This is a genomic window from Oceanobacillus sojae (assembly GCF_900162665.1).
GTDB classification, from domain to species: domain Bacteria; phylum Bacillota; class Bacilli; order Bacillales; family Amphibacillaceae; genus Oceanobacillus; species Oceanobacillus sojae_A.
Window position 1 is genome coordinate 559,677 of sequence record NZ_LT727809.1, and the last position, 14,382, is coordinate 574,058.

The following is a 14,382-nucleotide window of genomic DNA, read 5'->3' on the forward strand; positions in this document are numbered from 1 at the left end:
ATGATGACTGCAGAAATATTAAATGGAAAAGAATTATCTGATCAGCTGAAGGTAGAGATGAAGCAAGAAGTAGAAGCATTGAAGCAAGAGGGCATCCATCCGCATTTGACTGTTATCTTAGTAGGAGACAATCCTGCATCAAAATCCTATGTCAGAGGAAAAGAGAAGGCTTGTGAAATAACCGGGATAGCATCTGAATTAATTGAGCTTCCTGAATCAGTATCCGAGCAGGAGCTTTTACAGGTTATTGAAAAGCAGAATAATGCTACAGAAGTACATGGAATCCTTGTCCAATTGCCGCTGCCTGATCATATCGATGAACAGAAGGTTATTCATGCTATTTCACCTTTAAAAGATGTTGATGGTTTCCATCCGATTAATATTGGAAAGCTTGTAAACGGAGAAGAGACCTTTTTACCTTGTACACCCTTTGGTATTTTGACAATGCTTGAATCTAAAAATATTGAAATAGAAGGAAAACGTGCAGTGATTATTGGGCGAAGTAATATTGTCGGGAAGCCGATGGGATTATTATTGTTGGAGAGAAACGCTACAGTTACATACTGCCATTCCCGTACGAAAAACCTCCGTGAAATTGCGTCTGAGGCAGACATTCTAGTTGTGGCAATGGGCAGAGAGCATGCTGTTGACGGAAGCTATGTCAAAGATGGAGCAGTTGTTATTGATGTGGGAATTAACCGCATGGATAACGGAAAGCTGACAGGTGACGTAGAGTTTGAAAGTGCAAAGGAAAAAGCATCTTATATTACACCTGTTCCCCGCGGTGTTGGTCCAATGACAATTACAATGCTTTTAAAAAATACCATTAAAGCAGCAAAAGGATTGTCTGAAAAGTGAAGGATAACTATCTGACGGTTACTGCCCTGACCAGATATGTGAAACGTAAGATAGATACAGATCCTCATTTACGTCAGGTTTGGCTGCGCGGGGAAATATCTAATTTTAAACATCATAGCCGCGGGCATATGTATCTGACGATTAAGGATGATAATGCCCGTATTCAGGCAGTCATGTTTTCTTCTAATAACAGCAGACTTCTATTTCGCCCGGAAAATGGTATGAGCGTGCTTATTCGTGGAGAGGTAAGTGTCTATGAGTCAAGCGGGCAATATCAGCTCTATATCCGTGAAATGGAGCCTGATGGCATTGGAGCATTGTATCAGGCTTTTGAGCAATTGAAAGAAAAATTGCAAACAGAAGGCTTATTTCTTGATGATCAGAAAAAGAAGATTCCTGCCTATCCGGATCATGTTGGTGTTATTACCTCGCCGACAGGAGCTGCTGTCCGTGATATAGTGACAACGATTGAAAGAAGATCCCCTTCTGTGAAGATTACCGTCCTGCCTGTTTCCGTACAGGGACCACAGGCGGTCAGTTCTATTGTAAGAGCAATACAATATGCGAACGCATTTTCAGATGAGTATGATGTTTTGATCGTAGGCCGCGGCGGGGGTTCTATTGAAGAACTGTGGAGCTTTAATGAAGAAGCAGTTGCAAGAGCGATTTACGACTCAAGCATCCCGGTAATTTCTGCTGTGGGGCATGAAACGGATACAACAATTGCAGATTTTGTAGCTGATTTACGCGCACCTACACCGACAGGAGCTGCTGAATTGGCTGTTCCATCTCAAACAGAACAGCTTGATAAAGTATCGTATTTTGTGCAGCGCTTAACACAGGTTATGCGTACGGATATACAAATGTATTCAAAGCGTTTAGAACGTTTAAGCCAGACCTATGCGTTTAAGTATCCCAAACAACTGATTGCTCAGAAGGAACAAGAGCTGGATACGATGCTGGATACGCTTAACAGATCCTTTAAAAACCGGGTGGAAGAGAAGCAGGTGCGTTACACACATTTGAAAAAAAGATTGAGTACACAGCATCCGGAGCAAGAAATAAAAGCCGCAGCTGATAATAATCATAAATTAACAACACAGCTAAACAGGTCCATGAAACAACTGTTTACAAATTCAGAACGTGAGCTGCAGACTTCGATAAATAAATTAACACTGGTTAATCCGCTCGCGATTATGGCACGGGGTTATGGAATCAGCTATAACGAGGACGGTAAAGTAATTAAATCGATTAAGGAAGTGGATCTGGGAGACCAGATAGATGTAAGGCTGAAGGATGGATATGTTCAAGCAGAAGTACAAAAGATAAAGGAGGCAGATGACAGTGGCGGAAGAAAAGAAATATGATGAATTAACCTTTGAGCAGGCTATGGAGAAATTGGAAAACATTGTAACAATGCTGGAAGAAGGTGATGTTCCTCTTGAAAAGGCGATCGAATATTATCACGACGGAATGAAGCTTTCTAAACTGTGTAATGAGAAATTAACAAATGTACAGGAAAAAATGGTTCATATTTTAAATGAACAAGGAGAACTGGAACCGTTTGATATAGAGGAGGAAAAATAAGATTATGCATAAACGATTGCAAGCTTATCTAGAGTTTTACCGTGAAGAACTTCAAAAAGCATATACAAGCTGCTTTGATAAGCTTGAGATACCTGCTAATTTAAAACAGTCCATGCTTTATTCCTTAGATGCGGGCGGGAAAAGGTTACGCCCCATTTTATTATTTGCAAGCTATGAAGTATACGGGCAGGATGTTCAAAAAGTGATGTCCTCAGCGATTGCTCTTGAAATGATACATACCTATTCACTTATTCATGATGATCTGCCGGCAATGGATAATGATGATTACCGGCGCGGTATGTTAACGAATCATAAAAAGTTTGATGAAGCCACAGCTATCCTTGCCGGTGACGCATTGTTAACCTACAGCTTTGAATTGATTTTAAGTGATCCGCTGCTTACTTCAGAAGAGAAAGTTGTCCTTGCCAAAGAATTAGCTGCCTGCAGCGGACCTAAAGGGATGGTCGGTGGACAAATTCTTGATATGGAAGCGGAGAAGCAATCTGTTTCTTTAGAGGCCATGGAAGAAATTCATGCTCTAAAAACGGGTGAACTCATTCGTTTTGCCATTTTTACAGGAGCATATTTAGCAAATGCCACCGATGAACAGTTACAGTATTTGAAGCAATACGCATACTATTTAGGACTGATTTTTCAGGTGCAGGATGATATTCTGGATGTTTCCGGCGAAGAAGAAAAACTGGGCAAGCGGGTAGGCAGTGATGAATTAAATGAAAAAAGTACGTATCCAAAATTATTGGGTCTGGATGGTGCGATTGCACAAAAAGAAAAGTATGTCCAAAAAGCATATGAAAGCTTGAGGTTAGCAGGCGCAGAAGATTCCCTTTTGAAAGCATTGACAGATTACTTTAGTCAAAGAGATCATTAAAAAGAAAATTCAAAAAGCCTAATAAAAATGATTCGTTCGGAAAAGGAAAAGGTCTATGAAAAAAAAGAAAAGAATTGATGAGCTATTAGTGGAACGGGAACTGGCAGAAGATATTGAAAAAGCGAAACGTGCTGTAATGGCGGGATTAGTCTATTCCGGAGAAGAACGTATTGACAAACCGGGCAGTCTGATTCCGGTTGAGACGCCGCTTCGAATCAAAGACAAGCGTTTAAAATATGTAGGACGTGGCGGATATAAACTTGAAAAGGCACTTCAATCATTTTCCGTAGATGTTGCAGATAAAATATTTATGGATATCGGCTCTTCAACAGGCGGTTTTACTGATTGTGCATTGAAAAATGGTGCAAAAAAATGCTATGCCATAGATGTCGGCTATAATCAATTGGATTGGAAGCTTCGAAATGACCCACGTGTCATTGAGATGGAGCGGACAAACTTCAGACATGTTACACCAGATATGTTAACGTCCGGCTTTCCGGAAGTAGCTTCTATTGATGTATCTTTTATTTCTTTGAAGCATATTTTCCCGGTCCTGGCAACATTATTAAACGAAAAAAATGATATTATTGCCTTGATAAAACCCCAATTTGAAGCTTTTAAAGACCAGGTTGGCCCAAAAGGAATTGTCAGGGATCCTTCCATTCATTTAGAGGTTTTGGAAAAAACAGTAAAGTATGCTGCGGATGTATCTTTTACCTTAGTGGACTTAACTTATTCACCTATTAAAGGAACAGAGGGCAATATTGAATTTTTGGCACATTTTAGATGGAATAATAAAGAAACACCAAAAGAAATTGTGTTAGAAAATGTTGTGAAGGATGCGCAGCTGGCACTGATATAATAAATCTCAGATAAGCTTTATTAAAAGAAGAAGTTCAAAAAGGAGGGATTTATACTTGAGTAAAATACAACGTCATATTAAAATTCGGGAATTGATTACTGAAAATATTATTGAAACACAGGATGAACTTGTCGATGCTTTGAAAAATCTCGGCTATAACGTAACGCAAGCAACGATATCACGCGATATTAAAGAGCTGCAATTGGTCAAGGTTCCGACAAATACGGGACAGTATAAATATAGCCTTCCAGCAGATCAACGCTTTAATCCGCTGCAAAAGTTGCAGCGATTAATCGTAGATACATTTGTTAAAATAGAAAATGCAAGTCATTTTATCATTCTAAAAACACTTCCCGGCAACGCTCATGCAGTCGGTGTTTTAATTGATAATCTGGATTGGGAAGAGATTATGGGAACAATCTGCGGGGACGATACTTGCTTAATTATTTGCCGGACTCCGGAACATGCAGAGGAAATTAAAAATCGGTTAATCGGGATGCTTTAAAATTGTTTAGTTGGGGTGAGGAGCATGTTAACAGAATTATCTATAAAAAACTTTGCGATTATTGAAGAATTATCCATAAGCTTTCAGGAAGGACTTACTGTTTTGACTGGGGAAACAGGTGCAGGGAAATCAATTATTATTGATGCTATCCAATTATTAGCTGGGGCACGGGGATCTGTGGACTTTGTCAGGCATGAATCAAATAAAGCGGAGATTGAAGGATTATTTTTTATTGATCATAAAAAGCATCCTATTTATCAGGTTGGTAAAGCATACGGGATTGAAATAAGTGATGAACAAATTGTACTCCAACGAACGATTACGGCCTCAGGAAAGAGCATCTGCCGTGTAAACAGTAAATTAGTCACTTTAGCCATCCTCAGAGAATTTGGAAAGACATTGATTGATATTCATAGTCAGCATGAGACACAATCGCTGATGGATAATGAGCAGCACATTGACTTTTTAGATCTTTACCTGGGAGATGCAATGAAAGAAGCGAAAAAGGATTATCAGGATATTTATTACCGTCTGGAAAATCTGAAGAAGAAGTACCGCAGTTTGAATGACAATGAACAGGAGATGGCACAACGTCTGGATCTGCTTCAATTTCAGCAGCAGGAATTAACAGAAGCACAGCTTGTCCCTCAAGAAGATACGGATCTGGAAGAAGAACGCAACCAGCTTGCTAATTATGAAAAAATACATAAATCGCTTTCTGATGCTTATTTTTCACTATATGGTGAGCAGCACGGATTAGATTTAATCAGCCAGGCACAATTATCATTACAGGATGGTGCGGATTTAGATCCTTTTATTGCCGAAAAATTAGATAGTATGTCTAACCACTATTATATGCTGGAAGAGATTACTTATGATATCCGCAATTACCTCGGTCAGCTGCAATATAATCCAGAACGGCTTAATGAGATTGAACAGCGCATGGATGAACTGAACAGACTAAAAAGGAAATACGGTCCGACTGTGGAAGAAATGTTAGACTATCTAGGCCGTGTAGAAGAAGAAATCGAGCAGATTACAAACAGGGAATCGCATTTAAATACACTGGTGACAGAAATTGATGAGCTTGAAAAAGATGCTTTATTAGAAGCAGACCAGCTGCATCATTTACGAAAGCAGGCTGCTGAACAGTTAACCTATGATATTCACATGGAGTTAAAGGATCTCTATTTGGAAAAAACAACCTTCTCCATTGATTTTGAAGATTCTGCGCAGCGGAAACTGAAATCGAACGGATATGATAAAATATTGTTCCGAATTTCAACGAATGTCGGAGAACCATTAAAGGATCTGACAAAAATTGCTTCAGGTGGAGAGTTATCCAGGATTATGCTTGCTTTAAAGAAAATCTTCTCAAAGCATCAGGGAATCACGAGTGTTATTTTTGATGAAGTGGATACAGGTGTCAGCGGAAGAGTCGCGCAGGCGATTGCTGAAAAAATTCATGAAATTTCTCTTGAATCACAGGTTTTATGTATTACCCATCTTCCGCAGGTTGCTGCGATGGCAGATACACATAAATTTATTCAGAAAAAAGAAAAGTCGAATCGTACCTTTACTTCTGTTATTGAATTAAATGATAAAGAGCTTATTGAGGAATTAAGCCGCATGATTACAGGAACAAAATTAACAGATACTGCAAAAGAACATGCGAAGGAAATGTTAGTATTGGCAGGACATTTTAAAAAATCAAATTAAAGGGATAAAAACGAAAAAAAATCGGACAATAAACGTACCGGTTTTTTCTTTTTCCTGTACTTACAAATTTCGTTAATAACATGTCCTTTTGCATCTTTAGAACAACAACACTATACGTTAGTTTATCTATATTTTTATAGGAAAAGATACACATATCACATAGGTTGTTCCAGTTTAAACTGCCCTCCAATTGCAAAAAGTATATGTACAGAAAGATAATATTTTTTGTATGAGGAGGAGACGATTTATGAGTAAACCAAGCAAGAGCAATTTAAAATATAAAATATGCTCGCTGTTATCACTTTTTTTTATGTTGTTTTTTCTTTTTCCTTCCTTTATCCACGCAGATACATCCCTACAAGGATATAAAGAAGTTTTCCATGACTCCCCGATCATTCCCTTTTTAAATAAGGAGGAGAGCTCAAAAGAGGACAATAAGGAGCAATATCAGCGTCTGGAGGATGTGAAAGTAGTGCCGGGGGGACAATCGATTGGAGTTCAACTGGAGACAAAAGGAGTTCTGGTTGTAGGCCATCATCAGGTAAAAGTGTCAGAAGGAGCAAAATCTCCAGGAGAAGCTGCTAAAATAAATGTTGGTGACACGATTGTTGAAATAAACGGCCAAAAGATTAACCATATGACAGATATCAAACCGATTGTTGATAATAGCGGTAAAGAGAATAAAAAGCTGCAGATCAAACTGAAACGCGGAGATAAAATGATCGAAACCAGTTTACAACCGATTTTTGATAAAAAAGAAAAAGCTTATAAAATCGGGTTATATATTAGAGATACTGCTGCAGGGATTGGCACAATGACGTTTTATGACCCGAAAACAGGCCGGTATGGTGCCTTAGGGCATGTTATCTCAGATATGGATACAAAAAAGCCGATTGATATTAAACAAGGATCCATTATTCATTCTTCTGTAACAGCTATTGAAAAGGGAGATAATGGTTTACCGGGAGAAAAACAAGCCTCCTTTCAAACACAGGAAAAAAGAATTGGTAATATAACAAAAAATACGGATTACGGTATATTTGGGATATTAGAGAAGGAAGTGAATCATGAAAAATACGATGAAGCATTTCCGGTAGCATTATCTCATGAAGTCAAAGAAGGTCCGGCAAAAATTCTTACAGTAGTTGATGGAGAAAAAATTGAAGAATTTGATATTGAAATTATCAGCAGTGTTCCTCAAAAATCAGCGTCAACAAAAGGAATGGTTATTCAGATTACTGATCCTCGATTGTTAGAGTTAACAGGCGGGATTGTGCAGGGGATGAGCGGCAGTCCAATTATTCAAAATGGCAAAATTATTGGCGCAGTAACACATGTATTCGTCAATGATCCAACCTCTGGTTATGGTGTTCATATCGAATGGATGCTTGAGGATGCCGGCATTATCAAGTCTGAATCCAATGAGAATGCAGCTTAAAAAAATACTTGTAATGGTGATGGCCATTACAAGTATTTTTTTAATTAGTACTATAAAGATTAAAGCTGCGTACAGTGTATGGATACAGGTGTTTTATATCCAATCACTATCTGATATAATGAAAACGAATACAAAGAGCTTGAAAATCGTGTCGAAAGTTGGTGAAAAATAAAGAAAAACAGAGAATACTTAAGAAAATCGAAATAAATCAAAAGTTTTTTGATTTTAAAGAGGATATTTATATTTTTTGTAGAATATGTAATAGGTGCATAAAAAGCAAAGGGAGGATTTTTTAGTGAGTAAAATATCTGTATGTTTTGTTGATGATAATCGTGAGTTAATTCAATTAATGGAGGACTTTTTTGGGGAGCAGGAAGAAATTGAAATTGTTGGAACAGCATTAAACGGCAGGGACTGTATCCCGCTGATTGAAGAGAAAAACCCGGATGTACTGGTATTAGATATTATCATGCCTCATATGGACGGAATTGCCGTATTAAATGAAATTAAAAAAATGGATTTAAATAAAAAACCACATATTATAATGCTGACAGCTTTTGGTCAGGAAGAAGTGATGAAGAAAGCTGTAGATTTAGGAGCTTCTTATTTTATTCTGAAGCCATTTGACATACAGAATCTGGCTGACCAAATCTTACAGGTTCAAGGCAGCAGTATTCCAAGAGTATCGAATGTCAATAAAACAAATACAGAAAACAGGAAAAAACAAGATTTGGAAGCAAATATAACAAATATTATTCATGAAATTGGTGTACCTGCACATATTAAAGGATATATGTACTTAAGAGAGGCAATTACAATGGTTTATAATGATATTGAACTTTTAGGATCTATTACAAAAGTGCTTTACCCTGATATTGCTAAAAAATTTAATACAACTGCTTCGCGTGTAGAAAGAGCTATCCGCCATGCAATAGAAGTTGCCTGGAGCAGAGGAAATATTGATTCCATTTCGGCTTTATTTGGCTACACCATTAATATTTCAAAAGCGAAGCCGACAAACTCAGAATTCATCGCGATGGTTGCTGACCGATTACGTTTGGAACATAAAGTGAGTTAATATTCCTATGACGAGTACGAAGCAGCCGACATAATTTTATACGGGTCATCCGGTTTCAAATCCTAAATATAAAAAAAGGAGTCAGCTCACTTTTTTATATTCCCAAAAGTCGGTATATTACTTATTTTTAGATTAGCGTAAGTAATGGTAAGCATCGGTTTCCTTAAACGAAAGGAAAGATTGAATGAAATGCTTTGTCGATTTAGCCAATTATAAAAACAGTCACCTGATACCATAAGGCAAGAGCGACAAGTAAAAGAGCAGAAATGATTTTTATTAAATTAGTTTTGGAAAAATAGTTTTTGTCTGGATAAACTTCTAAAAAAGTGACAATGAGTAAAAGAGTTGATAAAAATGGCAGCGTTAAGTAGTCAGCAACTTTCGTTAGATAGATAATTCCCAGAACAAAGCTGATAATAATAATTGGAATATAAAGCCAACGTTTCTTTTTTATCGTTTCAGTCAATTTTACACACTCCTTGAACTTGTACTTTATATAAAGCATATTAGGCTTGGACTAATTTTATGTTAGAAAAAAGGTTAACGGATACAGTTTTAACTGTATCCGTTAACCTTTTTTTAGGAATAGCATCGCTTATAGGCCCGCGAAGAAGCAGGATGTTCTGTTCTCAGACTGTATAAATATACTGCATTTTTATTTTTAGTGGATATTGCGGTATAATCCGATAACCTTACCCAGGATAGAAACATTTTCATAATAAAGTGGTTCCATGGTTGCGTTTTCCGGCTGCAGTCGAAAACGGTTTTTTTCTTTAAAAAATCGTTTAACAGTAGCCTCGTTATCCTCGGTCATCGCTACAACTATATCCCCGTTATCAGCAGAACTCTGTTGTTTGACAATAACCATATCATTGTCTAAAATGCCTGCTTCGATCATACTTTCTCCATCAATTACAAGTACAAACAGATTATCCTCCGGCCCGGCTGAGGAGCTCGGAACAGGAATAAATTCTTCAATATTTTCAATGGCTGTAATAGGAATACCTGCTGTAACTTTTCCGATTACAGGTACGTAAATAGCTTTGTCTCTGGGTGCTTCATTTTCATTCTCATACATAATCTCAATGGCACGGGGCTTCGTAGGATCTCTCCGTATATATCCTTTGTTTTCAAGTCTTTCCAAGTGCCCATGAACCGTAGAGCTTGAAGCTAACCCGACAGCAACGGCGATTTCGCGAACGGAAGGCGGATAACCTTTCTGTTCTACTTGTTCTTTAATAAAGTCAAAAATCATCTGCTGTCTTTTCGATAGTTTTGTCATGACTTTCTCCCCTCTAGCATAGGTATTTGTTATTCACAGTATAGCACTTAAATAATAATTTTACAAACAAATGTTCTAAAAAGTGTTGACAAGAACAACTGTTCTAAATATACTATAATCAGAACAACTGTTCCGGGACCTTATAAAATACTGAAGGGAGTTTTTTAATATGTTTGAAAAACTAATGAAATCAGATGCGTTTTATATTGTAGCTTTTATTATTGCTTTATTATTTTTATATACGATGATGGTTACTACTGCTTAAGTTTTTAAGCCCATATGGCTTATTTCCTTGCATGTTTTATAGAGAGTAAATAAAATTTGCAGTGTTGGTAAAATAAATTATTTAAAGTGCGTGTTCTAAAAGTATGAAGAAATTTGCTGGTTCATTTTTCATTAGACTTTTGAACAAAAAGTGAAGGCGCATTTTACTTTATAGATGTAAAAAAGAGGGATTTTCTATTGGAGGATAAAACATTGAGAGCAATAATTTATTGTCGGGTGAGTACAGAGAAAGAAACACAGGAAACATCACTTCAGAGACAATATGAAGAGCTGACAGCACTGGCTGGAAAATTAAATTTTACAGTTGTGGATTGTATTGAGGAAAAGGCCAGCGGTTATGACATAGATAGAGACGGTATTTTTAAGCTTCTTGATTATTTTTCACATCAAGAAGCTGATTGTCTTTGTATTCAGGACGAGACAAGGCTTGGGAGAGGGAATACAAAAATTGCTTTATTTCATCAACTGCGGAAAATGAATATTCCTATTTATACAATTACACATGAGGGAAGACTGGAGCTTAATGAAGCTGACTCTATGGTGTTAAATATTGTCGGTATAGTGGAAGAATATCAGCGTAAACTACATAATATGAAAATAAAACGGGGCATGCGCCGCGCTGTATCAAATGGATATAATCCTCAGAAAAATTTAAATCATATCAATCAGTCTCCGGGAAGGGAGCGTACTGAAATTCCGATAGAGGAAATTGTCCGGCTTCGTCAGAATAAATTAACGTTTCAAGAGATTACAACAATTTTAAACGGACTGGGCTTTGAGGCATCCAAAGCAACGATCCACCGGCGGTATCAGGAGTATATCAATTCCTTGAATGAAAATTAATCGTAGCGTAAGATAGAATAACAGGAAGTTTATCTCCTGTTTTTTTAGTAGAAGGAGGGACAAGATATATGTTGTCTAAAGATAAGCTGGACAGAATTAATGTCTTAGCTAACAAAGCAAAGAATGAAGGATTAACTGAAGAAGAAAAAAACGAGCAGCAGGCATTGCGTAAAGAATATCTGGGGAATGTACGGGGGTCTTTTAAAAATCATCTGAAAGGGATGACAGTAATTGACCCGAAAGGTAATGATGTTACTCCGCAAAAGCTTCGAGATTATCAAGAGCGCAATAAAAAACACTAATTCTACACAATCTTCACATTGACTTAGCTTGTATAGTAAAGGATTTCATTATAAAATAGAGTTAGAAATAGAATATGTTTTGAAGTGGAAGGAGAAAAATAATGACACAACAAATTGAACAACAATCTATTAATACGATTCGTACGTTATCCATTGATGCGATTGAAAAAGCAAACTCCGGACATCCTGGTTTACCAATGGGGGCAGCTCCAATGGCTTACACCCTTTGGACAGATTTTATGAATCATAACCCGAAAAATTCAAAATGGTTCAACCGTGACCGTTTTGTCTTATCTGCCGGTCATGGATCTATGCTGCTGTACAGTCTATTACATTTATCCGGTTACAAAGTGTCAATCGACGATTTAAAAGAATTCCGTCAATGGGATTCTAAAACGCCGGGACATCCCGAGGTACATCATACGGACGGTGTGGAAGCAACGACCGGCCCATTAGGTCAAGGGCTTGCTATGTCTGTTGGTATGGCAATGGCTGAAGCACATCTTGGTGCTACTTATAATAAAGAGGGGTATAATGTGGTAGATCATTATACATATGCGATTGTCAGTGACGGGGATTTAATGGAAGGTATTTCGCATGAAGCAGCATCTTTGGCCGGTCATTTGGGCTTAGGTAAACTGATCGCTCTCTATGATTCCAATGATATCTCATTAGATGGTGATTTGGACCGGGCATTCTCTGACAACTCAGAACAGCGCTTTAAAGCATATGGCTGGCAAGTTCTTCGGGTAGAAGACGGCAATGATGTCGATGCCATTCGCCAGGCGATTAAAGAAGCACAGCAAAATCAGGATCAGCCGACACTAATTGAAGTTAAAACAATCATCGGTTATGGTTCTCCAAATAAATCTGCTTCCAGTGCTTCACACGGATCTCCACTTGGGGCAGATGAAGTGAAGTTAACAAAAGAATATTATAAATGGAATCATGAGGATTTTTATGTATCTGATGAAGTGTATGCAGACTTCAAAGAAAAGATTGCTACGGATGGTTCAGAAAAAGAATCTGCGTGGAATGATCTTGTTGCCAATTATAAAGAAGCATATCCGGAACTAGGTGAGCAATTTGACCTTGCGTTGAAAGGCGAGCTTCCTAAAAACTGGCATGAAAGTCTTCCAGTGTATGAGGAAGGATCAAAGCTTGCTACACGTGCCTCTTCAGGAGAAGTATTAAATGCCGTAGCAAAAGCTGTTCCAAACTTCTTTGGCGGAAGTGCGGACCTTGCAGGATCAAATAAAACGACAATTAACGATGAAAATGATTTTACAAAAGCAGATTATGCCGGCCGTAATGTCTGGTTTGGTGTTCGTGAACATGCAATGGGCGCTGCCTTAAACGGAATGGCTCTCCATGGCGGGCTTCATGTTTTTGGCGGAACATTCTTTGTGTTCAGTGACTATTTACGTCCATCTATCCGTCTTGCATCTATAATGAATATGCCTGTAACCTATGTGTTTACACATGATTCGATTGCCGTTGGTGAAGATGGTCCAACGCATGAACCTGTGGAGCATTTAGCTGCTTTACGTGCGATGCCGCATCTATCATTAATCCGTCCAGCTGATGGGAATGAAGTGCAGGCAGCATGGAGGTTAGCTCTGGAATCAACGGATCAGCCTACAGCTCTCGTGTTGACCCGCCAAAATCTTCCTACATTAGCTAATACAGCAGAATTAGCCTATGAAGGGGTTAAAAAAGGTGCTTATATTGTAAGTAAATCTGAAAAAGAAACACCGGATGCGCTTCTGTTAGCTACAGGCTCTGAAGTTCAATTAGCAGTTGCAGCTCAAGCAGCATTGAAAGAAAAAGGATTGGATGTTCAGGTAGTAAGTATGCCTTCATGGGATCGTTTCGAAGCACAGGATGAAGCATATAAAAACGAAGTACTTCCTAAAGAAGTAACAGCCAGAGTCGGCCTTGAAATGGCTGCGTCATTTGGATGGGACCGTTATGTGGGACTCGAAGGTAAGACACTTACTATTGACCGGTTCGGTGCTTCAGCGAATGGTGATCTATTGATTGAGAAATATGGTTTTACAGTCGATAACGTTGTTAAATTAGTTGAAGAAATTACGAAATAAGGTAAGTTTATATATTTTATATTTGCCAGGAGAGAGGTGATAGAGCCTCTCTCCTTTATTTATTTCAGTTTCGACAAAAGAAGTTGTTCTTTGCACACTATTTTGACAACTTTCGGAAATAGATTCCTCTATAATAATAGTCAAAGGAGGAATGCGTGATGAATGAATATGCAATTTATTGGATAGAAGAGAGTGTAGCAAAAAATTATTTTCATAAAAGTGATTTATTACATCGATTTTTTTTAGAATGTGCTGAAAATCAGGATGAGATTATCATTAGAAAGCAATTTCGTTTCATAACCAGAAAAATCCATTTTTATAAGTTTGCTATGCATTTAAAGACGTTTTCTTCACCTGATATTATGATAAAACGAATCGGGAATAGAGTGATTGTAAAAAAAGGAGAAGAAACACTTTGTCTATATATAGAGAATGGGCAGTTAATTTTAAAATGTAATCATTTAGTTTCTGCAGTATCGGTTCTTTTCCCTATATTAGAAGATATCCATCCTTATTTCTTTGTACAGGGGAAGGATACGCCTCAGTATGGATGGATTTCTCCAAAGCCGGTAAAAGCGCAGGATGATGAAAGTCAAGTGTTGTATAATTTCCTCTAATCTAATATACTGTAT

15 protein-coding genes are annotated in these 14,382 nt (G+C 37.7%); 13 read left to right on the forward strand and 2 right to left on the reverse strand.

Features of this window, described 5'->3' with window-relative positions:
- The first annotated feature begins 3 nt into the window (after positions 1-3).
- From folD to spo0A, 9 genes are all read left to right on the forward strand, one after another.
- On the forward strand, positions 4-858 hold the full coding sequence (gene folD, locus BN1068_RS03080) for a bifunctional methylenetetrahydrofolate dehydrogenase/methenyltetrahydrofolate cyclohydrolase FolD (protein WP_077601354.1): 855 nt from the start codon (positions 4-6) through the stop codon (positions 856-858).
- Complete coding sequence (gene xseA / locus BN1068_RS03085) at positions 855-2,225, forward strand: exodeoxyribonuclease VII large subunit (RefSeq protein ID WP_077601355.1); 1,371 nt, start codon at positions 855-857, stop codon at positions 2,223-2,225. Before folD ends, xseA begins: the two co-directional genes overlap by 4 nt.
- Complete coding sequence (locus tag BN1068_RS03090; RefSeq protein WP_077601356.1) at positions 2,203-2,445, forward strand: exodeoxyribonuclease VII small subunit; 243 nt, start codon at positions 2,203-2,205, stop codon at positions 2,443-2,445. The genes xseA and BN1068_RS03090 overlap by 23 nt, the downstream gene beginning before the upstream one ends.
- A gap of 4 nt (positions 2,446-2,449) precedes the next feature.
- Positions 2,450-3,334 (forward strand): polyprenyl synthetase family protein, encoded by an 885-nt coding sequence (locus BN1068_RS03095; protein ID WP_077601357.1) that lies wholly within the window; start codon positions 2,450-2,452, stop codon positions 3,332-3,334.
- A gap of 55 nt (positions 3,335-3,389) precedes the next feature.
- Positions 3,390-4,196, forward strand: a complete 807-nt coding sequence (locus tag BN1068_RS03100) for a TlyA family RNA methyltransferase (RefSeq protein WP_077601358.1) — start codon at positions 3,390-3,392, stop codon at positions 4,194-4,196.
- 55 nt (positions 4,197-4,251) lie between these two features.
- Positions 4,252-4,701 (forward strand): transcriptional regulator AhrC/ArgR, encoded by a 450-nt coding sequence (ahrC, locus tag BN1068_RS03105; protein WP_077601359.1) that lies wholly within the window; start codon positions 4,252-4,254, stop codon positions 4,699-4,701.
- A 24-nt stretch (positions 4,702-4,725) separates the two neighbouring features.
- On the forward strand, positions 4,726-6,420 hold the full coding sequence (recN, locus tag BN1068_RS03110) for a DNA repair protein RecN (RefSeq protein WP_077601360.1): 1,695 nt from the start codon (positions 4,726-4,728) through the stop codon (positions 6,418-6,420).
- A 247-nt stretch (positions 6,421-6,667) separates the two neighbouring features.
- A complete protein-coding gene (gene spoIVB, locus BN1068_RS03115; protein ID WP_175637048.1) occupies positions 6,668-7,858 on the forward strand; it encodes a SpoIVB peptidase in 1,191 nt (396 codons plus the stop codon).
- Positions 7,859-8,153: 295 nt separating this feature from the next.
- Positions 8,154-8,936, forward strand: a complete 783-nt coding sequence (spo0A, locus tag BN1068_RS03125; RefSeq protein WP_077601363.1) for a sporulation transcription factor Spo0A — start codon at positions 8,154-8,156, stop codon at positions 8,934-8,936.
- 202 nt (positions 8,937-9,138) lie between these two features.
- On the opposite strand, the gene BN1068_RS03130 is transcribed toward spo0A, so the two are convergent.
- Positions 9,139-9,402 (reverse strand): hypothetical protein, encoded by a 264-nt coding sequence (locus BN1068_RS03130; protein WP_077601364.1) that lies wholly within the window; start codon positions 9,400-9,402, stop codon positions 9,139-9,141.
- 195 nt (positions 9,403-9,597) lie between these two features.
- Positions 9,598-10,218 carry a transcriptional repressor LexA gene (lexA, locus tag BN1068_RS03135; protein WP_077601365.1) on the reverse strand — a complete coding sequence of 207 codons (621 nt, stop codon included), beginning with the start codon at positions 10,216-10,218 and terminating at the stop codon, positions 9,598-9,600.
- 477 nt (positions 10,219-10,695) lie between these two features.
- On the opposite strand from lexA, the gene BN1068_RS03140 reads away from it, so the two are divergent.
- From BN1068_RS03140 to sirA, 4 genes are all read left to right on the forward strand, one after another.
- On the forward strand, positions 10,696-11,346 hold the full coding sequence (locus tag BN1068_RS03140; RefSeq protein ID WP_077601520.1) for a YneB family resolvase-like protein: 651 nt from the start codon (positions 10,696-10,698) through the stop codon (positions 11,344-11,346).
- A 68-nt stretch (positions 11,347-11,414) separates the two neighbouring features.
- Positions 11,415-11,648, forward strand: coding sequence for a DUF896 domain-containing protein (locus BN1068_RS03145; RefSeq protein WP_077601366.1), 234 nt, complete (start codon positions 11,415-11,417; stop codon positions 11,646-11,648).
- 101 nt (positions 11,649-11,749) lie between these two features.
- On the forward strand, positions 11,750-13,750 hold the full coding sequence (tkt, locus tag BN1068_RS03150; protein ID WP_077601367.1) for a transketolase: 2,001 nt from the start codon (positions 11,750-11,752) through the stop codon (positions 13,748-13,750).
- A 158-nt stretch (positions 13,751-13,908) separates the two neighbouring features.
- Complete coding sequence (sirA, locus tag BN1068_RS03155) at positions 13,909-14,367, forward strand: sporulation inhibitor of replication protein SirA (protein WP_077601368.1); 459 nt, start codon at positions 13,909-13,911, stop codon at positions 14,365-14,367.
- Positions 14,368-14,382: the final 15 nt, after the last annotated feature.

Excerpts from the sequence above, each read along its gene's own strand:
- folD (WP_077601354.1), top strand. The coding sequence starts at position 4 with ATGACTGCAGAAATATTAAATGGAAAAGAATTATCTGATCAGCTGAAG.
- BN1068_RS03095 (WP_077601357.1), top strand. The coding sequence starts at position 2,450 with ATGCATAAACGATTGCAAGCTTATCTAGAGTTTTACCGTGAAGAACTT.
- BN1068_RS03100 (WP_077601358.1), top strand. The coding sequence starts at position 3,390 with ATGAAAAAAAAGAAAAGAATTGATGAGCTATTAGTGGAACGGGAACTG.
- recN (WP_077601360.1), top strand. The coding sequence starts at position 4,726 with ATGTTAACAGAATTATCTATAAAAAACTTTGCGATTATTGAAGAATTA.
- spoIVB (WP_175637048.1), top strand. The coding sequence starts at position 6,668 with ATGAGTAAACCAAGCAAGAGCAATTTAAAATATAAAATATGCTCGCTG.
- lexA (WP_077601365.1), bottom strand. The coding sequence starts at position 10,218 with ATGACAAAACTATCGAAAAGACAGCAGATGATTTTTGACTTTATTAAA.
- BN1068_RS03145 (WP_077601366.1), top strand. The coding sequence starts at position 11,415 with ATGTTGTCTAAAGATAAGCTGGACAGAATTAATGTCTTAGCTAACAAA.
- tkt (WP_077601367.1), top strand. The coding sequence starts at position 11,750 with ATGACACAACAAATTGAACAACAATCTATTAATACGATTCGTACGTTA.
- sirA (WP_077601368.1), top strand. The coding sequence starts at position 13,909 with ATGAATGAATATGCAATTTATTGGATAGAAGAGAGTGTAGCAAAAAAT.